The organism is Rhodococcus sp. NBC_00297 (assembly GCF_036173065.1).
Lineage (GTDB): Bacteria > Actinomycetota > Actinomycetes > Mycobacteriales > Mycobacteriaceae > Rhodococcoides.
In genome coordinates this window covers 168,517-188,269 of the sequence record NZ_CP108042.1, presented here as the reverse complement: position 1 = coordinate 188,269, position 19,753 = coordinate 168,517, and the positions used below count along the sequence as shown (strand labels likewise).

General features: G+C 67.3%; 23 protein-coding genes and 1 pseudogene. 8 read left to right on the top strand and 16 right to left on the bottom strand.

The genetic code is table 11. The features are described from left to right. Positions 1 to 9: 9 nt before the first annotated feature. Both OG947_RS22575 and OG947_RS22570 read left to right on the top strand, forming a co-directional pair. On the top strand, positions 10 to 387 hold the full coding sequence (locus tag OG947_RS22575; RefSeq protein ID WP_328814185.1) for a helix-turn-helix transcriptional regulator: 378 nt from the start codon (positions 10 to 12) through the stop codon (positions 385 to 387). Further along, on the top strand, positions 384 to 959 hold the full coding sequence (locus OG947_RS22570; RefSeq protein WP_328814184.1) for an ImmA/IrrE family metallo-endopeptidase: 576 nt from the start codon (positions 384 to 386) through the stop codon (positions 957 to 959). Before OG947_RS22575 ends, OG947_RS22570 begins: the two co-directional genes overlap by 4 nt. A gap of 69 nt (positions 960 to 1,028) precedes the next feature. Here OG947_RS22570 and OG947_RS22565 read toward each other — a convergent pair whose 3' ends face one another. After that, on the bottom strand, positions 1,029 to 1,460 hold the full coding sequence (locus OG947_RS22565) for a MerR family transcriptional regulator (protein ID WP_328814183.1): 432 nt from the start codon (positions 1,458 to 1,460) through the stop codon (positions 1,029 to 1,031). 57 nt (positions 1,461 to 1,517) lie between these two features. Here OG947_RS22565 and OG947_RS22560 point away from each other — a divergent pair, with 57 nt between their 5' ends. After that, positions 1,518 to 2,489, top strand: a complete 972-nt coding sequence (locus OG947_RS22560) for an oxidoreductase (RefSeq protein ID WP_328814304.1) — start codon at positions 1,518 to 1,520, stop codon at positions 2,487 to 2,489. Positions 2,490 to 2,571: 82 nt separating this feature from the next. On the opposite strand, the gene OG947_RS22555 is transcribed toward OG947_RS22560, so the two are convergent. Then, entirely contained in the window at positions 2,572 to 3,366 is a 795-nt protein-coding gene (locus tag OG947_RS22555) for an aldo/keto reductase (RefSeq protein ID WP_328814182.1), read from the bottom strand. 22 nt (positions 3,367 to 3,388) lie between these two features. Beyond that, positions 3,389 to 3,463 (bottom strand): annotated as a pseudogene (locus OG947_RS22550) (hypothetical protein); the annotation flags it as partial. Here OG947_RS22550 and OG947_RS22545 point away from each other — a divergent pair. Next, a complete protein-coding gene (locus OG947_RS22545) occupies positions 3,464 to 3,592 on the top strand; it encodes a hypothetical protein (protein ID WP_328814181.1) in 129 nt (42 codons plus the stop codon). It begins immediately after the preceding pseudogene. Between the two features lie 42 nt (positions 3,593 to 3,634). On the opposite strand, the gene OG947_RS22540 is transcribed toward OG947_RS22545, so the two are convergent. Together OG947_RS22540 and OG947_RS22535 are read right to left on the bottom strand one after the other, a co-directional pair. After that, a complete protein-coding gene (locus OG947_RS22540) occupies positions 3,635 to 3,811 on the bottom strand; it encodes a hypothetical protein (protein ID WP_328814180.1) in 177 nt (58 codons plus the stop codon). 105 nt (positions 3,812 to 3,916) lie between these two features. Then, entirely contained in the window at positions 3,917 to 4,663 is a 747-nt protein-coding gene (locus tag OG947_RS22535) for an SDR family NAD(P)-dependent oxidoreductase (RefSeq protein WP_328814179.1), read from the bottom strand. A gap of 93 nt (positions 4,664 to 4,756) precedes the next feature. Between OG947_RS22535 and OG947_RS22530 the strand changes: the two genes are divergently transcribed. Both OG947_RS22530 and OG947_RS22710 read left to right on the top strand, forming a co-directional pair. Further along, positions 4,757 to 5,317: a TetR family transcriptional regulator gene (locus tag OG947_RS22530; protein ID WP_328814178.1), complete on the top strand. Its 561-nt coding sequence runs from the start codon at positions 4,757 to 4,759 to the stop codon at positions 5,315 to 5,317. A 204-nt stretch (positions 5,318 to 5,521) separates the two neighbouring features. Further along, the gene (locus OG947_RS22710; RefSeq protein WP_442973141.1) at positions 5,522 to 5,878 is read left to right on the top strand and encodes a helix-turn-helix domain-containing protein; all 357 of its coding nucleotides are present in this window, start codon (positions 5,522 to 5,524) and stop codon (positions 5,876 to 5,878) included. A 427-nt stretch (positions 5,879 to 6,305) separates the two neighbouring features. Here OG947_RS22710 and OG947_RS22525 read toward each other — a convergent pair whose 3' ends face one another. Both OG947_RS22525 and OG947_RS22520 read right to left on the bottom strand, forming a co-directional pair. Further along, complete coding sequence (locus tag OG947_RS22525) at positions 6,306 to 6,707, bottom strand: nuclear transport factor 2 family protein (protein ID WP_328814177.1); 402 nt, start codon at positions 6,705 to 6,707, stop codon at positions 6,306 to 6,308. After that, positions 6,704 to 7,249, bottom strand: a complete 546-nt coding sequence (locus OG947_RS22520; protein ID WP_328814176.1) for a flavin reductase family protein — start codon at positions 7,247 to 7,249, stop codon at positions 6,704 to 6,706. Before OG947_RS22520 ends, OG947_RS22525 begins: the two co-directional genes overlap by 4 nt. Positions 7,250 to 7,502: 253 nt before the next feature. On the opposite strand from OG947_RS22520, the gene OG947_RS22515 reads away from it, so the two are divergent. Beyond that, positions 7,503 to 8,717 (top strand): acyl-CoA dehydrogenase family protein, encoded by a 1,215-nt coding sequence (locus OG947_RS22515; RefSeq protein ID WP_328814174.1) that lies wholly within the window; start codon positions 7,503 to 7,505, stop codon positions 8,715 to 8,717. A gap of 141 nt (positions 8,718 to 8,858) precedes the next feature. On the opposite strand, the gene OG947_RS22510 is transcribed toward OG947_RS22515, so the two are convergent. From OG947_RS22510 to OG947_RS22470, 9 genes are all read right to left on the bottom strand, one after another. Beyond that, positions 8,859 to 10,151 carry a PucR family transcriptional regulator gene (locus OG947_RS22510; RefSeq protein ID WP_328814173.1) on the bottom strand — a complete coding sequence of 431 codons (1,293 nt, stop codon included), beginning with the start codon at positions 10,149 to 10,151 and terminating at the stop codon, positions 8,859 to 8,861. A 49-nt stretch (positions 10,152 to 10,200) separates the two neighbouring features. Next, positions 10,201 to 10,791 carry a 3-isopropylmalate dehydratase small subunit gene (gene leuD / locus OG947_RS22505; protein ID WP_328814302.1) on the bottom strand — a complete coding sequence of 197 codons (591 nt, stop codon included), beginning with the start codon at positions 10,789 to 10,791 and terminating at the stop codon, positions 10,201 to 10,203. A gap of 160 nt (positions 10,792 to 10,951) precedes the next feature. Continuing rightward, positions 10,952 to 11,317: a hypothetical protein gene (locus OG947_RS22500; protein ID WP_328814172.1), complete on the bottom strand. Its 366-nt coding sequence runs from the start codon at positions 11,315 to 11,317 to the stop codon at positions 10,952 to 10,954. Continuing rightward, positions 11,314 to 12,174 (bottom strand): hypothetical protein, encoded by an 861-nt coding sequence (locus tag OG947_RS22495; protein WP_328814171.1) that lies wholly within the window; start codon positions 12,172 to 12,174, stop codon positions 11,314 to 11,316. Before OG947_RS22495 ends, OG947_RS22500 begins: the two co-directional genes overlap by 4 nt. Positions 12,175 to 12,220: 46 nt before the next feature. Continuing rightward, on the bottom strand, positions 12,221 to 13,060 hold the full coding sequence (locus OG947_RS22490; protein ID WP_328814170.1) for a citryl-CoA lyase: 840 nt from the start codon (positions 13,058 to 13,060) through the stop codon (positions 12,221 to 12,223). Continuing rightward, a complete protein-coding gene (locus OG947_RS22485; RefSeq protein WP_328814169.1) occupies positions 13,057 to 14,256 on the bottom strand; it encodes a CaiB/BaiF CoA transferase family protein in 1,200 nt (399 codons plus the stop codon). Before OG947_RS22485 ends, OG947_RS22490 begins: the two co-directional genes overlap by 4 nt. A 52-nt stretch (positions 14,257 to 14,308) precedes the next feature. Further along, positions 14,309 to 15,670 carry an amidohydrolase family protein gene (locus OG947_RS22480; RefSeq protein ID WP_328814168.1) on the bottom strand — a complete coding sequence of 454 codons (1,362 nt, stop codon included), beginning with the start codon at positions 15,668 to 15,670 and terminating at the stop codon, positions 14,309 to 14,311. Beyond that, positions 15,667 to 16,716 (bottom strand): alpha/beta hydrolase family protein, encoded by a 1,050-nt coding sequence (locus OG947_RS22475; RefSeq protein ID WP_328814167.1) that lies wholly within the window; start codon positions 16,714 to 16,716, stop codon positions 15,667 to 15,669. The genes OG947_RS22480 and OG947_RS22475 overlap by 4 nt, the downstream gene beginning before the upstream one ends. Before the next feature lie 73 nt (positions 16,717 to 16,789). Further along, complete coding sequence (locus tag OG947_RS22470; RefSeq protein WP_328814166.1) at positions 16,790 to 18,412, bottom strand: bifunctional 3-(3-hydroxy-phenyl)propionate/3-hydroxycinnamic acid hydroxylase; 1,623 nt, start codon at positions 18,410 to 18,412, stop codon at positions 16,790 to 16,792. A gap of 335 nt (positions 18,413 to 18,747) precedes the next feature. Between OG947_RS22470 and OG947_RS22465 the strand changes: the two genes are divergently transcribed. After that, positions 18,748 to 19,560, top strand: coding sequence for an IclR family transcriptional regulator domain-containing protein (locus tag OG947_RS22465; RefSeq protein WP_328814164.1), 813 nt, complete (start codon positions 18,748 to 18,750; stop codon positions 19,558 to 19,560). The last annotated feature ends 193 nt before the right edge of the window (positions 19,561 to 19,753 follow it).

The following is a 19,753-nucleotide window of genomic DNA, read 5'->3' as shown; positions in this document are numbered from 1 at the left end:
AGGAGACCTGTGACAAGAACGAAGATCGATGTACGAGGGCTATATGGGGCTCTGGATGCTGAGCGCACCACCCGAGGTCTCTCGTGGCGCCAGCTGGCCAAGGAGGTCGGAGTCAGCCCGTCACTGCTCTCGCGACTCGGAAACGACTTGCGTCCCGACGCCGACGGCTTCGCGACGCTGGTCCGCTGGCTCAACATGCCGGCCGAGCAGTTCATGATCGACACCGACCGCGACCAGGCTGTGCGGTCGGAACCTGACCTTGTCACCCAGCTGACACCGCTTCTTCGAGCTCGCCGAGACCTCGATAAACGCGATATCGCCTACCTCGAGGACGTCATACGCGCGACGGTGCGTCACGTGCAAGCATCGCGGGAGGGTCTTGAGTGACGGCAAGGCGCAGTGTCAACAAAGCCGCATGCAAACGGCTGGCCGCTGAGCTGCGTGCCGAGATCGACCTCCGCCCGATGGAGGCGCTGAACCCATGGAAACTCGCGAAGTTGTACGGGGTCAAGATAATTACGCTCAGCGCTCTCGGCATCGATAGCGACGTCCGAAAACATTTCACGATTACCCGCCCAGAGGTGTTCTCAGGAGCTCTCGTCCCCTTCAGTAACGGCGCAATCATCGTCGAGAACGATGGGCACTCGGACGCACGTCGCCGCTCGACGTTGGGTCACGAACTCGCCCACGTCGTCGGTGAACACAAGTTCGGCACCAGCCTCGTCAACGAACGCGGCTGCCGGTTAACTGATCAAGCTCAGGAGGATGAAGCAGCCGAGATCGCCGGTGAATTGCTCATCCCGTTCGAGGCAGCCAAGCAACTGGCGCGCCGAGAAGCTACCGATGAGGACGTGGCTCTTCAGTTCGAAGTCAGCGTCGAGCTGGCCCGGTGGCGTATGAATGCGACCGGTGCCCGGATAATTGCTCGTCGTCGTTCAGCTGCATACCGGAGAACCTAGGCCCGCCGCTGTGCGCCTAGGTGCGAGGTCGGGCTGAGATGCAACCGCGGCACACCGCCGCCCGTGCTGTCACGCTTCCCCTGGTCCGTCCGACAGCCACGGGTCTGTGGTGGCGCCGGTGTCCACATGGCGGCGGTAGATCTCGACTTTGCCGGTGATGACCTCGAGGCACTCGGAGATCGAGGCGAGCTGAGCGCGGACCCGCCTCTCGTGCTCCTGCAGCAGACACAGCCGATCCGGCTCGTTCCCCGGACGTTGACGCACGAGAGCTGCGAACCGGCGGAGCTCCGCCAGCGGCATCCCGGATTCGCGCAACTTCACGCACACTGTCAGCCACTCCACGTCGGTCTCGCTGTAGACCCGTCGACCACCTGGCGTCCGCTCGATCGGATCGACCAGAAGCTCGTTGCGTTCGTAGAAGCGCAGCGCGTGCACTCCGATACCGGTCTGTCGGGCGACGTCGCCGATGGACAGGACGCCGGCGCGGTGATCGGTGGACATGGATGCCACCCTGCTCTTGACCTAGACGGCGGTCTAGCTCTTACCGTCGAGGGCATGATCACATCAGTGGAGCAAGCACCCCTGGAGATGCCCTACACCGCTGCCACCACCTCGGAGGAGGTGATGGAGGGTGTCGATCTCACCGGCACGGTCACGGTCGTCACCGGCGGATACTCGGGCCTGGCACTGCACACCACCACCGCGCTGTCTCGCGCCGACGCCCATGTCATCGTCCCCGCCCGACGCGCCGACTCCGCCCGCGCCGCTCTCGACGGCATCACCGGTGTGCAGGTCGTGCAGATTGACCTCGCCGACCAGAACAGCATCCGCGCCGCCGCAGCGACGATCGCGGACTCCGTCGACCATGTCGATCTGTTGTTCGCGACCGCCGGCATCATGGCCACCCCACTCGAACGCACGGCTCAGGGGTGGGAGAGCCAGTTCGCGGTCAATTATCTCGGGCACTTCGCGCTCACGATGCACCTGTGGCCGCTCCTGGCGGCGGAGGACGGGGCGCGGGTGGTGCTGTACTCCTCCGCCGGCCACCACCACTCCCCCATCCGGTGGTCGGACATCGACTTCACCGACGGCTACGACAAGTGGCAGGCTTACGGTCAGTCGAAGACCGCGCTGATCCTGTTCGGCAAGGGACTCGCGGCGCTGGGCGCCGCGGACGGGATCGAGGCGTTCTCCCTGCACCCTGGCGCCATCCTCACCCCGCTGCAACGCCACCTCCCGCTCAAGGAGCAGATCGACCTCGGGTGGGTCGACGAGGACGGCAACGGCATCGACACCACGTTCAAGTCCGTGTCGCAGGGCGCCGCGACAGGACTGTGGGTCGCGACGTCCCCCGATCTCACCGGCCGGGGCGGTGTGTACTGCGAGGACTGCGACGTTGCTCCCCTCGCACAGCCGGGTGGCTCGATGGGCGCAGGCGGTGTGCAGCACTACGCCGTCGACCCGGAGGAAACAGCCGCGCTGTGGGAGGAGAGCCGACGACGCACCGGACTCGGACCAAATTTTCGGTGACGAACGCCGCGGTGCGCGACTACTTGTCGTGCACCGCGGCGGAATCAGGCTTCACCGGTTTGACCCCCGTCAGTAGTGGGCCTCAGTGGTACTCGACGACGGTGTGTGGAAGGTAGTGCCGTTCCAGTTCTGCGATCTCGTCGGAGGTGAGCCGGACGTCGAGGGCACCCAGCGCCGCAGTCAGGTGACCCGGGTTGGTCACCCCGACGATGGGTGAGGCCACCGCCGGCTTCTGCAGCAACCAGGCCAGAGCCACGGCTGCCATGGTCGTGCCGCGTGCGACGGCGACCGCTTCGACCGCGTCGACGACCTGCCCGTCCGTGGATGCCGTGGCCGAGTAGAAACGCTCCTGGATAGGGTCGCCGGCAACTCGTCGCGTGCCGTCGCTGCCTCTCGCCCGCGCCAATCTGCCGCGGGCGAGAGGACTCCACGGGGTGACCCCCACCCCCTGATCGGAGCACAAGGGGATCATCTCGCGCTCTTCCTCGCGATTGATGAGGTTGTAGTGGTTCTGCATGCTGACGAACGCTGTGAGGCCATGGGACGCGGCGTAGTGCTGGGCTTTGGCGAACTGCCATGCATGCATCGACGACGCGCCGATGTAGCGCACCTTCCCGGTCGCGACGAGGTCGTGCAGTGCGCGCATCGTCTCCTCGATCGGGGTGGTCGGGTCCCATCGGTGGATGATGTAGAGGTCGATGTAGTCGGTGTCGAGTCTGCGCAGGCTGTTGTCGACTTCGGTCATGATCGAATGGCGCGAGAGCCCGCCGGCCAGGGGCCCGTCGTGCATGGGTTCGAACACCTTGGTGGCCAGCCACCACGACGTTCGATCGGCCGAACTCGCGGGCGGCATGCCCGACGATGCGTTCGCTGTCACCGAGCGAGTGAATGTTGGCGGTGTCGAGAAAGTTGATGCCGGCGTCGAATGCCAGTCGTAGCAACGGGAGTGCGTCGTCGCGCGGCAGTGGGAACACGTGGAAAACCTCGTGCCGTGGACGACGTACAACGTTCAACAAGAGTCCGTCGTCATCACCATCGGTCAGGCGCCGCCGGAGCCGGTGCTTCCCGCGATCAGCGATCTCACGGACGCGTTCGGCAGCTGAGGCCGAGACCGGGCCGTTCGCCTCACTCCGGACGGCCCGGTATCAACGCCACCGGGTTCGCCACGATCCCGGTGGGTCGGCATGGCGCCGATAGATCTCCGTGTGCGGGAACGCCTTGGCCCGGATGTACGCGTCCTGCCACAGCTGTTGCGAATCGGTCGACTTCGCGACAGCGCGTTGCGAGTCGGTCACCGGGAAGTGGTACCGCACTGCGTCCATCAGCGTCTGCTCCACAGTCAGGATGCGCCGCAATCGGAGCCCCAGACCGTCCAACCAGTCGACCGAGAAAACGGGCCGCGCGTATGCCGGGGGGCGCGGTCCGTGTTACATCGACACGCCACCGGAGACCTCGATTCGTTCCCCTGTCGTCCAGCGTAGCTCGGAGGACACCAGGGCCGTGATCGCGTCGGCGATGTCATCGGGGTCGCCTACCCGGCCGAGAGCGGTCTGCTCGGACAGGGCCGTGCGCATGGCGACGCTGTCGCGCATCGCCCCGCCGTTGAAGTCGGTCGCGGTCGGACCCGGAGCGATCGAGTTGACCCTGATGCCCCGCGGACCCAGTTCGAGGGCAAGGCTGCGGGTGAGGGTTTCAAGTGCCTTCTTCGACGCGGCATAGACGGACGTCGCTGGGCTGACGTGTCTGCTGAGCGAGCTCGACACGTTCACGATGCTCGCTCCCTGCGACAAGTGAGGTACCAACGCTTGCGTGAGAAGAAGCGGACCGCGGACATTGACAGCGAAGGTGGTGTCAACGTCCTCGGCCGTGATCGCGCCGAGAGGCGCGAACAGGCCTACTCCCGCGTTGTTGACCAGTACGTCGATTGTGTCGGCATTCCACTTCTCGTCGATGCCGGCAAGTGCCGATGCCGTTGCTGCGTCGATGGATGCGGGGTCCGCGACATCGACTCGAACCGCAATGGCCTCGCCCCCGGCGTCGACGATGGCGTGCACGATGTCGCTGTCACCGCTGCGCGAGGCTGCGACGACTCCGAATCCTTGTCGAGCTAGCGCGAGCGCCGTGGCTCGTCCGAGTCCTCGATTGGCACCTGTCACGAGGGCGATACGGGTCACTGCGGCTCCTACGTCAATAAGTAAATGGATACTTACAACTAGGCTAGGCCCGATGACGACGTCCGTCAAACCCGACGGAGCAAGGAGTGAACAATGGCTCGCGACGCCGACGCCACGAGGGCACGGATCCTCGCCGCAGCGACCGACGAGTTCGCCGCACACGGATTTGCGGGAGGGCGGGTCGAACGGATTGCCTCCCGGGCTCGGAGCAACGTGCGCATGATCTACGCGTACTACGGCGGCAAGAGCGGACTGTTCGACGCGACCTTGTCAGAGGCGTTGCGTCGCATGGCCGAGAACGTCCCTCCCCGTCCCGATGACCTCGCTGGGTGGGCCGGCGAGGTGTTCGACCATCACCAGCGCTTTCCGCAGGTGCTCCGTCTGAGCATGTGGGCTCGACTCGAGCGACCTGAGGCCACCGCCGAGCCGTCCGACGTCTATCGAACCAAAGCGCTCGCGCTGGCGACGGCCGCTGCCGCGCCCCTCTCGGCTGTTGACGTCCTGGTATTCGTCTACGCCGTCGCGCAGGCCTGGCAGCTGTCGCCGGAAGGCCTGACCGGACTCGCGGAGAACTCGGACGGCGAGAGCGGAGTCGCTGCTCGCCGCCGTGCGGTCGTTACCGCCGTCGAACGTATGGTGCACGCCCGACTCTGAACAGCCGGCGGCGCCACCTTCACCCATGCCGTCGCTGCCATCGCTCCGGCCGCCCGCAGTGCCTCCACTACCCCCGCCCCGTCCGGCCGCGAGACCAACGCGACCGGCTTCGGGGGACGACGCCGACGTACCTCCCCCGCCCCAGTTGCTCACCGCGTCGGAGGCTGAGCGCCTCATGGGCGTCAACGCGCAGACGGTACGAAAATGGGTCTCACGCGGATTGCTTCACCGCAGCGGAAAGCGGGCAGGGCTGCGGTGCACGACCGCGCCGACCTCATGCGAGTGCAGCGTGATGCACGACGCCGAACTGCGCACCCTGCCGTCTACTCGGAGTTGTACATCCCTCACTCGTACTACAACCGGCTCATCACCACCGATGAGGTGGCCCGACTATTCGACGTCGCGCCGTCGACCGTGCGCAGCTGGGTACGTCGAGGCCATCTACGGGCCGATCGGAGAGGCTCTCGAGGCTGGCTCTTCAAAGGTGGGCACGTCTTGATCGCCTCTCGGACGCGCCGCGACCGAGCGACCCGCCCGAGAACAGTCGACCGTGCGGATTGACCCCGCCCACCATGCAACCCGCTCCCCAACCGGAGCGGGTTTTTTCATGCCCGAAGCGGCATGACCGACTCCGCGGCGAGCCACGCTGCGGTCCACCCACCACAACCGTGGTGATCACCCCCAAGAAGCGGAGGTGCGCACGATGCTCGTAGTCCTCGCGAACAGTCCCGTGCTCGTCCCTGCTGCTGTCGCCGTCGCACTGCATTTTGTGCTTCGGCTACTCCCCCTGATCTCGGATCGCGCCAACAAGCGCGCCGTCCGTCTCGCCAGGGCGAAGAACAGCACGTAGGACAAAACGCCGACCTCTTGAGGGGGGACAAGTCTGCCCAAAATTCCTCGTAAATCCCCAGTTCAGCGTCTTAATAGGACTTCGCGGTGATTCGAGGCACGCCGAATGCTCGTGGCTCTCGGCGATCCGTATCCGCTCTCACGACTCGGCCTGCCAGGATCGTGTGACTGTGAATGAGGCAAGGAAGTAGCTGGATTCACCGGTGCGGCAGGTGCCGGCGTAGTCGCCGATGGCGAGAAGCTGCGCTGTGGGATCGATCTGCCATCGGCTGTATCGGCACCGGAAGTCGGCGCGGTCTTGCTGTGCGTCGACGATGACGTTGGTGATCAGGTGTCGACTGATCGGTGCGGTCTCGAACAGGTGGCCGTAGTGTCGGCCGATCGCGTCGCGGCCGGTGATGGTCGTACCGGCGAAGTGCACGTCGGCCCTCGCCAGTAATTCCGCCACCGCGTCCGCGTCACGTGCGTCGGCAAGCTCGGCGTACCGGCCCAGGAGGTTGTCGACCTCGTGGCGCACATCGGCGGGTCGCAGTGCGCTCACAGCGACCACCAGTCGAGCCGCGACGTCGCAGGGTGGTGGGTCACGCTCGGGTGCAACCGGGCGAGCTTGCCGCGGTAGAACACCAGGGGGCGGTGATCGGTGTACTCGACGTCGGTGACTGCGGCGAGCATTCCCACGTGATCGCCCGCGTCGAAGATCATGCTCGGCGTGCACTCGATCCACGCGCTCGCCGACACCAGGCGCGGGGCGGGGCCGGATTCGGTGTCCCACTCACCGCAGTCGAACTTGGCGCCGGTTCGGGAGGCGAACCCGTAGCAGACGTCGCCCTGCGCTTCGGAGAGCACGCTGACGCACAGGTCGGAGGCCTGTCGGAGCTGGGCGAAGGTGTACGACTGGGCGGCGGCGAAGAATCCGATGATGGGCGGATCCGACGATACCGACGTCAGTGACCCGACGGTCATTCCGACTGGTTCACCCTCGACGACCCCGGTCACCACTGCCACCGAGGTCGGTACGCGGCCCAGTGCGCGCCGCAGCCGTGACGGGTCCAGTGCAGTTCGGGTGGTGGCGGAAGCTGTCATGTCGGGTTCCTTCGTCGGGCAGGGCTCGGGTTCTGGGAAGTGAACCGCGCAGAGAACGGCGCTTTCTTGCGCGAACAGTCGCAGTGATCGCCGTCACTTTGGGCTCGCTGCACGCCCAGGGATCGACACCGTGCGCTGTGCACGGTCGCAGCGGCCCGAATTGGCGGTTCCGCACGAGAACGTGGGCGGTGGCCGGCGTGACTATGTGAGCCACGCCCCATTCGGGTACAGATTCTTGGAAGGACCACACCTCATGACCATCACCGCGGAACGCCCCACCACCGACGCGCTGCTCGGCCCTTCGGTCGAGCTGCCTCGACGAGCGGAGGGGCTACTGGACCTGCTGCGGTCGAACGCATCCCGCACCGAGGCCGAACGCCGGGTCGCGCAGGAGAACATCGACGTACTCGCCGCCGCCGGACTGTTCAAGATCTCGGTCCCCAAGCGTCTCGGCGGCCACGAGGCGGACTTCCGGACGTTCCTCGAGGTCACCTCCACGCTGGGCCAGGCGTGCGGGTCGACGGCGTGGGCTGCGACGTTGATGAACGTGTGTGGATGGTTGATCGGCCTCTACCCCGATCAGGCGCAGCGCGATGTCTTCGACGCCGACCCGGAGGCCCGGATCTGCGGAGTGGTCGCCCCCAACTCGACCGCGGTCGCTGTCGACGGCGGGCTGCGCGTGACGGGCAAGTGGGGATTCGCGTCGGGGTCGCTGCACTCGCAGTGGGCGATGCTGGGTGTGCCGGTGGTCGACGAGGGTGGAACGCAGATCGATCAGGGTATGGCGTTGATTCCGATGAGCGAGTTGACGATCGAGGACACCTGGTACGTCGCCGGTATGCGCGGCACCGGAAGCAACACCATCATCGCCGAGGACGTGTTCGTCCCGGCGCACCGCATCCTGTCCGTCACCGCCGCGATCGAAGGCTCCTACCCCACCGAACACAAGGACGAAGCGCTCTACCGGTCGGCGTTCGTCCCGGTGCTCGCGCTGGTCCTGGTCGGCCCGCAACTCGGACTCGCCCAGGGCGCCCTGGACGTGGTGAAGGGATCCTTGGCGAAGGGCCGCGGGATCTCGTACACGTTCTACGAGAAGTCGATCGACTCCGGTTCCACACAGATCAACATGGCGAACGCGGCGTCGCTGGTCGACACCGCGATGCTGCACTGCTTCCGGGCGGCCGACGACATCGACAAGGCGGCGCAGTCCCCCGACTACATGAGCTTCGACTCCCGCGCCCGGGTGCGCATGGACGTCGGTGTCGTCGCCACCCGCGCCCGCGAGGCGATGGACCTGCTGCTGACGGTGCAGGGAGCAGGCAGCTTCGCCGAAGTCTCGCCCCTGCAGCGGATGTGGCGCGACCTCGAGACCGGATCCCGGCACGCGGTGGTGAACCCGGCCATCGCCGCCGAGGCGTACGGCCGCGCGATGCTCGGTGTCACCGAACAGGTCACTCCGCTGATCTGACGCATCCGAGGTCCGCGAAGACGACTGTGGGGGCCGGTGATCCACCGGCCCCCACAGTGCTGCCGCAGGAGCGATCACCGCAGGCGGACGAACACTCGCAGCTGACGCCGGGTCGGCAGGGATGGCCCGGCGGCGCTGTGGTCAGAACACAGCGTCGCCGTAGATGTCGACGAGCACCAGCGCGGTGTGCAGCGCGTGGCGACGCTCGGTCACGTCGTGTCCGAGCAACTCCGATGCCCGTTTGACCCGGTAGGCGACGGTGTTGCGGGAAACATGCAGAACCTGCGCAGCGGCGTACGGGCTCGACTCGTCGTCGAAGTACTGCAGCAGGGTCTCCCGCAAATCTCGGGCCTGGTGCGTGGGCTCGGCGAGGGGGCCGAGTTCACGGGTGACGAAAGCCCGCGCGGCGTCGAGGTTCTCGGTCATCAGAGCCGGGACGGCGACATCTGCGTAGCGGGTCACCGGTGCGGGTCGACGCGCCATCCGCGCCGACCGTTCGGCGGCGAGCGCCTCTCGATGCGATTGCCGAAAGCCCGCCGCCCCTGCCCCCGGGTCACCGGTCGCTACCCGGATGTCGAGCGCGGTGGGCTGATGGTCGGTCAGGACCAGCCGCGCCGGGAAGCGGTGCCGCCCGGCCCAGGCCCAGACACTGCCCGCGCCGACGGGGAGCACCAACCGTTGGGTGGCGCCGGCGGTGGTCAGAGCCTGGTGGGCGGCGGCGAGCAGGTCGGTGGTGTCGGAGCGTCGCCGCGGGGGGTCGTAGAAGAACGTCATCGCGACGTGGTCGCGGCTGAGGTCGTAGTCCAGGGCGGCGGTGGCGGCGCTGGTGTCCCCGAATTCGCCGGCGAGGATCGCGCGCACGGCCTCGCTGCGTGCGGCCGCGGCGCTGGCCATCCACCGGTCGCGTTCGGCGACGTACTCGGAGGCCATCGCGTCGGCGAACTCGTCGATGTAGTCGAAGAGCAACTCGGAGATCTGCTGCATCTGCGGTGCCCGGTCATCGGGGGCGACGTGCGTGGCGCACGCGCGCATGAACGCACTCGCCATGCGGGCGTGACCGAGCCGCACACCGCGTAGCACCCGGTCCAGGGCGACGCCGCGGCGCACGAACTCGCGGTCGCCGCGCAGCGCCTCCTCGGTGATCGCCGGGAGGTCGTCGTCGAGGCCGGCGACCCGGATCAACGCGCGGATGGCGGAGGACTCTGTTCCCATCCGCAGGGTGTTCAATTGTTCGGCGCCTCCACCTATCTCGGGGATCTGGTCGACGATGGTCGTGGCCATGTCGAGCCCGACCTCGCAGGCCCACGCGACGGGACCCGATCCGATGCGTTCGGCGGCGTCGGCGATGGTGGCCGCGGTGCTGGCAGGTGGTGGGGTCCGGGGGTCGGTGGGGACGAGGTTGCGCAGCCACACCACCGGGGTTGCGCCGCTCACCCCGGCCTGCCGGATGTGCTGGTCCGGCCCGCGAGCACAGCGGCACCGGTCACAGCACGGTGCGCGGCATCCACTGCGGTCTTCTGCTCTCGAAGGCGCTGATCTCGTCGCCGTGCTGCAGTGCGATGTCGATGTCGTCGAGACCGTCGAGGAGTTTGCTGCGGGTGTCGTCGTCGACCGCGAACGCCACGGTCAGCGGTTCGGCGGTGATGGTGCGGGCGTGCAGATCGACGGTGACGTCGTCGGTGGGGTGGTTCTCGATGTGCTTCCACAGCAGCTCGACGTCGGGTTGGTCGACCTGCGCTGCCAGCAGGCCGGACTTGCCGGCGTTGGAGCGGAAGATGTCGGCGAACTGGGAGGAGACGACGACCCGGAACCCGAAGTCCATCAACGCCCACACCGCGTGCTCGCGGGAGGAGCCGATCCCGAAGTCGGGTCCGGTGACCAGGATCGTGCCGTGGTCGAACGGGGGTCGGTTCAACACGAAGTCGGGGTCGCTGCGCCAGGTGGAGAACAGGGCGTCCTCGTAGCCGGTGCGGGTGACCCGCTTCATGTACGCCGACGGGCAGATCTGGTCGGTGTCGACTCTGCTGCGGCGCAATGGAACTGCGGTTCCGGTGGTGGTGGTGAAGGCCTGCATGTGCCGATGCTCCTGCGGTGCGCTGGCGGGCGGTGCGGTACTGGTGGTGCGCTTCTGGTGGCGCGAGAGAAGAACGCCGGATCCCGGGTGGCACGCGCGCACGAACACCCGGGATCCGGTTGTTCCACCCGGCCCGACAGGGCGAGTGGACGGTGAGGGGTCAGGTGGCGATCGACGGGTACGGCTTGCCGAGCCAGTGCTCGAGCTGTGCCCCGAACTCACGCTGAAATGCCAAAGGGCCCTTCTCGAGTGCCCAGGTCTCGTCGTAGACGGCGATGAACAGGGTCAGGTTGAGGAAGAAGTGCGCACCCATCTCGAACAACGCCACGTAGTCGTGGTTGATCAGGGCCTCGCGCTCGTCGTCGGTGAGCGCGTTGACGGTGGTGCGTTCACTGTCGGAGAGCTTGGGTCCGATCTCCTCTTCCCACCGGCCGACGAACTCCTTGGGGTCCTTGGCGTAGGCGTCGAGGAACTCCGGGTCACGGTCGACGGTGAACAGGAACTTGTTCACGTAGTACTTGCTCATGCCGCGTCTCCGTTCGGGTACCAGGTGAAGTAGGCCTCCATCGTGTGGTAAAGATCGAAATTGTCGACGTAGGCGGCTTTTTCGGGTCCGGCGATGCCCATCATGAGGATCAGGTCCATGAACCCGTGGGTGGCGTTGCCGTGGCCGGCAAGGGTCTCGAGGGTGACGTTGTCGAGGATGGCCTCGATGTTGCCCTCCGAGAGCCACCGGATCGCGTTCGCGTCGAACTCCGGGTCGGGGCCGTGCTCACCGAACTGGCGTGGTCCGCCCAGCTCGAGGGAGAGGTGCCCGCTGCCGATGGCGGCGATGCGCTTGTCGGAGGGGAACTCGTCGATGACCTCGCGGATGGCGCGGCCGAGGTCCCAGAAGCGTTTCGGCGACGGCAGCGGCGGGGCGAAGATGTTGGTGTAGATCGGCACCACCGGCAGGTCCGCATCGGGGCGGGTGGTGATGATCGGGCAGATGATCGAGTGATCGATCTTGAGCTCGTTGCTGAAGGAGAAGTCGAAGCCGCGGTCCATCAGCCCCTGCAGCATGTAGCCGGAGAGCTCCTCGTGGCCCTCCAGGACGTACTTCGGGATGCCGAACTCGCGCTCTTCGTTGTAGAACGTGGCGTCGTAGCGTGGCGCCTTCCCGATCAGGAACGTCGGGTAGTTGTCGAGGAAGAACTGGTGGAAGTGGTCGGCGCCGACCATCACCAGGATGTCCGGCTTCGCGGCGGTCAGCGTCTCGCGGTACGCCTCGACCTTGCGCTTCCACTCCGCCGCGAACGGAGGCCGTTCCTCCTCCGGGCCGGTGGTGGCTTTGTAATAGAACGGGTGATGGGTAGTGCCGAGCACTGCCGCCAGTGTCGCCATGAAAAGAGTCTCCTCGGTGTAGCGGATCTCGTGGGTGGTCGAGCTGTCAGGACGTGGCGCGGTCCGCGTCGGTGGGATCGACGTAGTACGCGCCTCGGTCGACGTTCATGTAGATGTCGTTGGCGATCGGGGTGCGCCGCTCCTCGGCGAGCTGCCCGATCAGACCGGCGCAGCGGGCCAGCAACGCGAAGCCGCGCAGCATCTCCGTCGGCAGCCCGAGATCGGCGAGAGCAGCTCCGCACACGCCGGCGCCGTTGAGCGGCAGGTGGCGGCCCACGCCGCGTTCGCTCATCCGGCCGATCGCCTCGAACAGCTGCAGGTGCGGTCCGCGCAGACCTTCCTCGGCGGCGATGCCGATCAGCACCGGGGTGCGGGGGTCACCGTCCTTGTGGTTCGGGTGACCGAGGCCGGGCACGTGCTTGCCGCTGCTGCGTTGCCGCGCGATGGCGTCGAGGGCGATCCGGTCCCACCCCTCGTCGGTGTCGGGCAAGGACCCACCGTCGGCGGTGTGCGCGGCGAGCGCGGCGGCGAGGAACTGGCCGCTGTCCTCGGTGACGCCGAGGAACCGTGAGCCGCCGCCGAGCAGGCCGGCTGCCAGCGCGCCCTGCAGTGAGTCGGGGGCGCTGAGGTAGGTCACGCGCGCGGCGATGGCGGTGGGGGTGAACCCGTGATCGGTGAGCGCGACCAGGACCGCCTCGAACACGCGCACCTCGCCGGGGGTGGGTCGGCGCATGGCGACCATCCAAAGGGCGAGTTCGCCGAATCCGACCTTGCCCATCAGGTCACCGGCCAGATCCTGGCCGAGGAGCTTGATCTCGGTGGCCGAGGAGGTGCCCAGCGAGGTGGGGAACTCGGTGCGGACCTGTCGCCCGGTCGTGTCGGTCATCGTTCTCCCTGCCCGGTAGTGGTCGGCGTCGTTGCTGCGGCGGAGAGCCATGCCCGCACCTCGTCGTTGTCCTGCCCCAATGTCGGGGGTGCGAGGTCGTAGCGCGGCGCGAAGCCGCTGAAAGAGATGGGATTGCGCACCCCGGGCACGGTGTCCCCGGGCGGTCCGACTTGCACGACCGGTTCGAGGCCGAGCTTGTCGGCGTACTGCACCCCTTGGGCGATGGTGTTGATCGGCCCGTTCGGCACACCGACCTCGTTGAGCTTGTCGAACCAGTGCGTCGCCGACTGCGTCTCGAGGCGTTCGACGATCAGTGGGCGCAGCTCCTCGCGGCGTTCGGTGCGGTCTTCGTTCTTGGCGAAGCGGGGATCGTCGGCCAACTCGGGGACGCCGAGGACGCCGACGAGTTTGCGGAACTGGGCGTCGTTGCCGGCGGTGATGATCAGATCGTTGTCGGCGGTGGGCAGCGGCTCGTACGGGAACAGGCTCGGGTGCGCGTTGCCCATCCGGTGCGGGGTGACCCCGCCGGCGACGTAGGCGGAGGTCTGGTTGACCAGCCCGCTCATCGCCGACGCGAGCAGCGAGGTCTCGATGTGCTGCCCGGTGCCGGTCTCGGAGCGGTGGCGTAGCGCGGCGAGGATGCCGATCGTCGAGTGCAGTCCGGCCATGACGTCGAAGACGCTGATGCCGGCGCGGTAGGCGGGCCCGTCGGGGTCACCGGTCAGGCTCATCAATCCCGACATCGCCTGCACGATCAGGTCGTACCCGGGCAGTGAGGCGCCTTCCTTGGATCCGAAGCCGCTGATGGAGCAGTAGATGACAGTGTCGTTGCGGTCGCGGACGCTGTCGTAGTCGAGCCCGAAGCGGCGCAGGCCACCGGGTTTGAAGTTCTCGACCACGACGTCGGCGCGGCCGGTGAGGGCCTTGGCGACCGCGAGGTCGTCGTCGTTCTTGAAGTCCAGGACGATGGACTTCTTGTTCCGGTTGATCGCCGCGTAGTACGTCGAGACGCCGTCCTCGCGCACGGGAGGCACCCAGGATCGGGTGTCGTCGCCGCCGGGGCTCTCGACCTTGATCACCTCGGCGCCCATGTCGGCGAGCAGCATGGTGGCGTACGGGCCGGCGAGGACGCGGGAGAGATCCGCGACGACGATCCCGTCGAGGGGGCGTGCAGTGGGGGTGCCTGTGGAGTCCACGAGGTCAGTCCTTTCCAGCGAGGGTGTGTCGGATCCGGCGGGGGAACCGAACTCAGCCCTCGACGAGGTCGAAGGCGAACAGGCGGTCGCGCGAGGCTTCGGCGCGGGCGCGGATGTCGTCGATGTCGCATCCGACGAGGCGGCCGCCGTACTTGCGGACCTGTCCGGCCACGAGGACGGTGTCGATGTTGCCGGGATGTCCGGCGCCGACGATGCTGGCGGCGACGTCGTTGGCGGGCAGCAGGTTCGCGTCGTCGAGCCGGATGACGATCAGGTCGGCGTCCTTGCCGGGGGTGATCGACCCGGTTTTGTGGTCCAGGCCGGACGCGCGCGCCCCTCCGATGGTGGCCATGGCCACCAGGTCCGCGGGAGTGAACGCGGGCAGTGCGCCGTAGGTGTCGGGGTCGATGCTGATACCGACGTTCTGCGCGGTCAGCGCGGCGCGCATGACGTTGAACATGTCGCCGGAGACGGAGGCCTCGGTATCGATGCTCAGGCTCGGTCGGATGCCGGCGGCGAGGAGTCGTCCGGTCGCGGGGGCGCCGAGGCCGGGGAGCACCGCTTCCACGGCTGCGGACACCGAGGCGTGGGCGCCTGAGTCGGCGAGCATCTCGAGCTCGTCGTCGTCGCTGGTGCAGCAATGGATGAACAGCAGGTCCTCGGCGAGCAGACCGGCGTCGCCGAGGGAGCCGATGCCGCGGAACTCCGGGCCCCAGGGTCCGTTGCCGACGTGCATGGACGAGCGCACGCCGAGCTCGCGGGCCATCGCGAGGTCCTTGCTGGTGACGTCGAGGGTGGACAGTTCCGGTCCGCGGAGCATGGCCTGCAGGGTGACCAGGGCGTCGTCGTCGGCGAGGACGTCGGAGCGGACGCGGCGGATGTCCTCGGGGTGGGTGGCCTCACCGCGGAGCATCCACTTGTCGGAGTCGATCGAGGGCCATCCGAAGGCGAAGACGCCGCGGATGCCCGAGTCGCGCAGGGCGGCGATGGCGGAGTCGGTGTGGTCGGGGCTGTTCTGGATGTGCGACTCGTCGCGCAGGGTGGTGATGCCGGCGTCGAGGGCGCCCAGTGCGCCGGTCAGGTTGCCGATGTAGACGTCGTCCGGGGTGAACTCGGGTCCCCAGGTGAGCTGGATGTGCTGGCGGTACTTCGGGAAGTCCCATCCGGTGCCGACCTGGCGGATGGCGCCCTGCCAGGTGTGGCGGTGGGTGTCGACGAAGCCCGGCAGCACGGCGCGGTGGGTGCCGTCGATGACGGTGGCGCCGGTGGCGTCGAGATCGGTTCCGACCTCGACGATCTTGCCGCCGTCGATGAGGACGTCGCCGACGAAGTCGCCGAGGGTGTCGTCCTGGGTGAGAAGGTGGGCGCCGCGGATGAGGATGCGGCCTTCGGGGACGGTCTGCGTGCTGCTCATCGGTGCTCTCCTTCGGCACCCAGGCGGTCGGCGAACCAGTCGCCTAGCCGGGTGTGCTTGTCGTGCGAGTGGTTGTAGATGCAGTGGTCCCCGTCGGGGAACTCGCTGAACGTCTTGTCCTGCGAGGCGGCACCGTCGAAGAGTGCGCGCGCGTTCTCGATCAGGAAGATCTGGTCCGGGGTCCCGTGCATGACGTGCAGCGGGCAGGTCAGGGTCGACAGCGCCTGGTCGGTGAGTACGAAGGTGTTCATGACCCTCGTCGCCTGGTCGGGGTCGTCGATGCCCAGCAGCGCTTGCACTTTGGTGACGAACCGCTTGAAGCGGTCCAGGATCTCCGCCGGGCGTACGGTGCCGCCGTTGACTGCGCACGCGGCGATGCGCGGGTCGGTGGCGGCGACGAGCGCGGCGAGGAATCCGCCCATGCTGTTGCCCCAGATGCCGACCCGGTCGGCGAGGCGGTCGTCGGCGTACAGGTGGTCGATCATCGCCGAGAACGCCATGGGCACTTCGGAATCGAGGTGCAGGCCCTGCAGGATGCGGGTCTCGCCCTGGCCGGGGCCGTCGACGAGGAGCACCGCGACGCCGCGGGCGAGCAGGTACGTCGCCCCCACGTGGTACTCCTCACGCCACCCGTCGAACCCGCCCATGAGGATGACCACCGGCGGAGGGTCGTCGGCGGCGGGGTGAAGCAGCCAGCCGCAGAGGTTGCCGCCCCGGTAGGGGATCTCGACGTGCTCGACCGGTGGGTCGCTCAGTTGTCCTGCTGCGCCGTAGAACTCGATGAGTTTGTGGTACATCGGCTTCTTGCGCGGGTCCGAGTCGGGCAGGGGTACCTGCCCGGTCCGGTAGCAGGCGCTCGCCCGCAGATAGTTGCTGCGGGCGGTGACGCGGTGCCCGTGCGCCAGTGCCTCGTCGGCGGTCGCGGCGATCGCGTCACCGAGTTGTGCACCGGCGTCGGCCCAGGGCACGCCGGAGTCGGCGAGGGCGTAGAGCTCGATGACGTCCGCGTAGTCCAGGCCGTTGCCGATCAGTCGTTGCATCGGCATGGCCCGTTTGTGGGCGGCGACTTCCGCCGCCCACGGGTTCTCTTCGGTCGGGTGGTGGTCGGAGTCCGCCACCTCAGACACCTGCCGGGGTGGCAGCGCCGGTGTGGGCGGCGGCGATCTCGTCCGGCTGCGGCACCCGAGCGGGGGTGGGGAAGCGGCCGGCGAAGCCGTCGGCGAGCGAGTCGAGCAGGGTGCCGGCGTCGACGGCGTGCTCGGTGGAGCCGAACAGCCAGAAGTCCGGGCGCACCAGGACGGTGGTACGTCCGAGGTCTGTGAGCCACTGTGCGTAGGTGCCGTCGACGTCGACGATCGCTGCACCCGACCCGGGCGCTCCGACGTGGGCGAAGACGATACCGACGCGCTCCATCAGATCCTTCTGCTGCGCCGACAGCGAGGTCTGGGCGTCGGCGTCGGTGCTCAGCAGCACCCAGCCGGTGCCGACGAGGTCGTCGAAAAGTCCGGTGGTGCCGTCGACCTCGACGTTGCCCTGCACGCCGACGGTGCCGCCGGTGGGGTCGTTCGGGCGCACGAACGCGGTCGGGCCGGGGATCTCGGGCATCGGCGGCATCAGCGACGGGTCGGCGAGTGCGGCGCGCAGACCCTGATCGCGCATCGCGGCGATCTCCGGGTCGGTGATCACACACGGCAGACCGATCTCGCGGGAGAGGTTCATCCAGGCGACGAAGATCGGCTTGCGGTCGGCGGTGTAGCTGTCGAGGATCTGCGGCGATGCCTGCCCGCGCAGCACCAGGTTCAGCCGCCACGCGAGCGCGGACGCGTCGCGGATGCCGTTGCACATCCCTTCACCGGCGAAGGGCCACAGCACGTGTGCGGAGTCGCCGGCGAGGAACACCCGCCCGTCCTGCCAGTGCTCGGCGACGACCTCGCGGAAGTTGTAGACCGGTCGGCGCAGGATCTCCACGTCGTCGGGGCCCACCCAGGGCGTGAGCAGCTCCCAGACTCGTTCCTCGGTGAAGTCCTCGGGCTTCTCCCCCGGCAGCAGCGTCCACTCCCAGCGGTGGTGGTGGGCGCCGAGCTGGAACAGGCATCCCGGCCGGGCCGGGTCGGCGAACTGACCGTTGTCGAACTCGAAGTCCAGCTTGTGCTTCTCGCGGCAATCGACCACGAGCTGGTTGTAGTCGCAGTTGCCGACCCAGGTCTTGATGCCCAGGGCTTCCCGGATGGAGCTGTTCGCGCCGTCCGCGGCGATGAGGTACTTCGCGCGGACCTGGCTGCGCTCACCGCTCTTGCGGTGCTCGAGGGTGATGGTGACACCGTCGTCGTCCTGCTCGAAGTCCACCGCCTTCGTGCCCATAGTGAGGTCGACGTTGCCGGTCTCGGTGACGGCGCGGTGCATCGCGAGCTCGAGGTAGTTCTGGTAGAAGATCCAGTGCCCGCGGTGACCGTGGGGGCCTACCTGCGACCAGTCCATGCGCAGCAGCAAGTCACCGTCGAAAGCCTTGGTGCGCATGTCGTACATGTCCCACGGCACCGCGTCGGACTTGAATTCTTCGTCGATGCTGATCTTCTGCAGCGTGCGCACGATCTCGTCGTCCATGTGGCCGGCCCGAGAGAGTCCGTAGAGCGTCTCGTATGCCTCGAACGCAGCCACGGAATGCCCTGCCTGCCCGAGCTGGGCGCTGAGCATCTGCCCCACGGGTCCGAAGCCGATGACTACGACGTCGTAGTTCTTCATCGCTGATGGTCCTTTCGAAGTTCTGTCCTGTCGCCGCTGAGGCGTGTGGTGCCCGCGTCGGTTCGGTGAGCACCCAGCTGGTGTGCCGGTCGCATCGTGTGGTGCGACCGACGGTCCGGTTCGCCGTGGAGACTGTTCACGCTGCTAGATCCAATATTGTCCGTCTGACGGACAACAGTCCGTTATAGTGGTTTCTACTGTGCCTGTTCGAGGGACTGTGTGTCAAGCGTCATACGACTACCTCGGTGTGGTGCGGTGCACGTGAAGACGTCCAACGGCCGAGGTACACACTGGTGACCGAGCGGACACCGGGTGACGCGAGAGGAGGAGGGGACGTGGCCGAGCGAGGACAGGGGCCAGATTTCATCGAGGCTCTGGCACGGGGATTGCATGTCCTGCGATCCTTCTCGGTCGACAGGCCGATGATGTCCTTGACCGAGGTGGCCACACAGACCGACCTGGCCCGGCCGACAGCCCGCCGGATCCTGTTGACGCTGGAGGAGCTTGGGTACGTGAGGTCCGGTCACGATGGCTATGTGTTGACCCCGCGCGTTCTCGAACTCGGTATGGCCTACATCGGCGCACTGAACCTGTGGGACATGGCACGACCCCACCTCGAGGGGCTGGTCGCAGTCACCGGAGAGTCCTCGTCGATGGCTCAACTCGACGGTTCCGACATCGTCTACGTCGCGCGGGTTGCAGTGCCGAAGCTGATCTCGTTGCGTGTCGACATCGGCACACGCTTTCCCGCCATGGTCACCTCACAAGGGCGCGCACTGCTCTCGGCGATGGACCGGCCCTCCGTGCACGAACGCCTCGAAGAACCGAGCCGCTCCGGACTCCCGACGAAGTCGTACACGACCGGCGAGATCGACGAGATCCTCGACCGCACCGCCGAACGCGGATGGGCACTGGCCGACCAGGACCTCGCGCCTGGGGTTCGCTCCATCGCGGTGCCGGTACGCGACGGACGAGGAGTCGCACGCGCGGCCATGAACATCACCGTCCACGCCGCCGAAACCTCCATCGACACCCTGACCGGTGTGTACCTGCCGCTGCTTTTGACGGCCGCGAAACAGACGTCCTCGGACTGGAGTGCATGGCAGCGACGCCCGATCGAACCAGCGCCACGCGGGGCGTCGCGCTGACGTACGCCGGTGCCGGCGAGCATGCGTGGTCGAACCGCGGCCGGCAGGGGCGGCAGCCGATAGAGCCGTCCGTTCCGATTTGTCGTGCTGGCGCGACATCCGTTCCATCGCGGCGGGCGCCCGGTGCACGCTGCCTCGCAGCAAGTCTCAGGCCTTTAGCTGACAGAACGAAATTATCATCAATGATTACTGA

Excerpts from the sequence above, each read along its gene's own strand:
- OG947_RS22495 (WP_328814171.1), bottom strand. The coding sequence starts at position 12,174 with ATGGCGACACTGGCGGCAGTGCTCGGCACTACCCATCACCCGTTCTAT.
- OG947_RS22475 (WP_328814167.1), bottom strand. The coding sequence starts at position 16,716 with ATGCCGATGCAACGACTGATCGGCAACGGCCTGGACTACGCGGACGTC.
- leuD (WP_328814302.1), bottom strand. The coding sequence starts at position 10,791 with ATGCAGGCCTTCACCACCACCACCGGAACCGCAGTTCCATTGCGCCGC.
- OG947_RS22490 (WP_328814170.1), bottom strand. The coding sequence starts at position 13,060 with ATGACCGACACGACCGGGCGACAGGTCCGCACCGAGTTCCCCACCTCG.
- OG947_RS22480 (WP_328814168.1), bottom strand. The coding sequence starts at position 15,670 with ATGAGCAGCACGCAGACCGTCCCCGAAGGCCGCATCCTCATCCGCGGC.
- OG947_RS22515 (WP_328814174.1), top strand. The coding sequence starts at position 7,503 with ATGACCATCACCGCGGAACGCCCCACCACCGACGCGCTGCTCGGCCCT.
- OG947_RS22470 (WP_328814166.1), bottom strand. The coding sequence starts at position 18,412 with ATGAAGAACTACGACGTCGTAGTCATCGGCTTCGGACCCGTGGGGCAG.
- OG947_RS22530 (WP_328814178.1), top strand. The coding sequence starts at position 4,757 with ATGGCTCGCGACGCCGACGCCACGAGGGCACGGATCCTCGCCGCAGCG.
- OG947_RS22565 (WP_328814183.1), bottom strand. The coding sequence starts at position 1,460 with ATGTCCACCGATCACCGCGCCGGCGTCCTGTCCATCGGCGACGTCGCC.
- OG947_RS22520 (WP_328814176.1), bottom strand. The coding sequence starts at position 7,249 with ATGACAGCTTCCGCCACCACCCGAACTGCACTGGACCCGTCACGGCTG.
- OG947_RS22540 (WP_328814180.1), bottom strand. The coding sequence starts at position 3,811 with ATGGACGCAGTGCGGTACCACTTCCCGGTGACCGACTCGCAACGCGCT.
- OG947_RS22500 (WP_328814172.1), bottom strand. The coding sequence starts at position 11,317 with ATGAGCAAGTACTACGTGAACAAGTTCCTGTTCACCGTCGACCGTGAC.
- OG947_RS22710 (WP_442973141.1), top strand. The coding sequence starts at position 5,522 with ATGGGTCTCACGCGGATTGCTTCACCGCAGCGGAAAGCGGGCAGGGCT.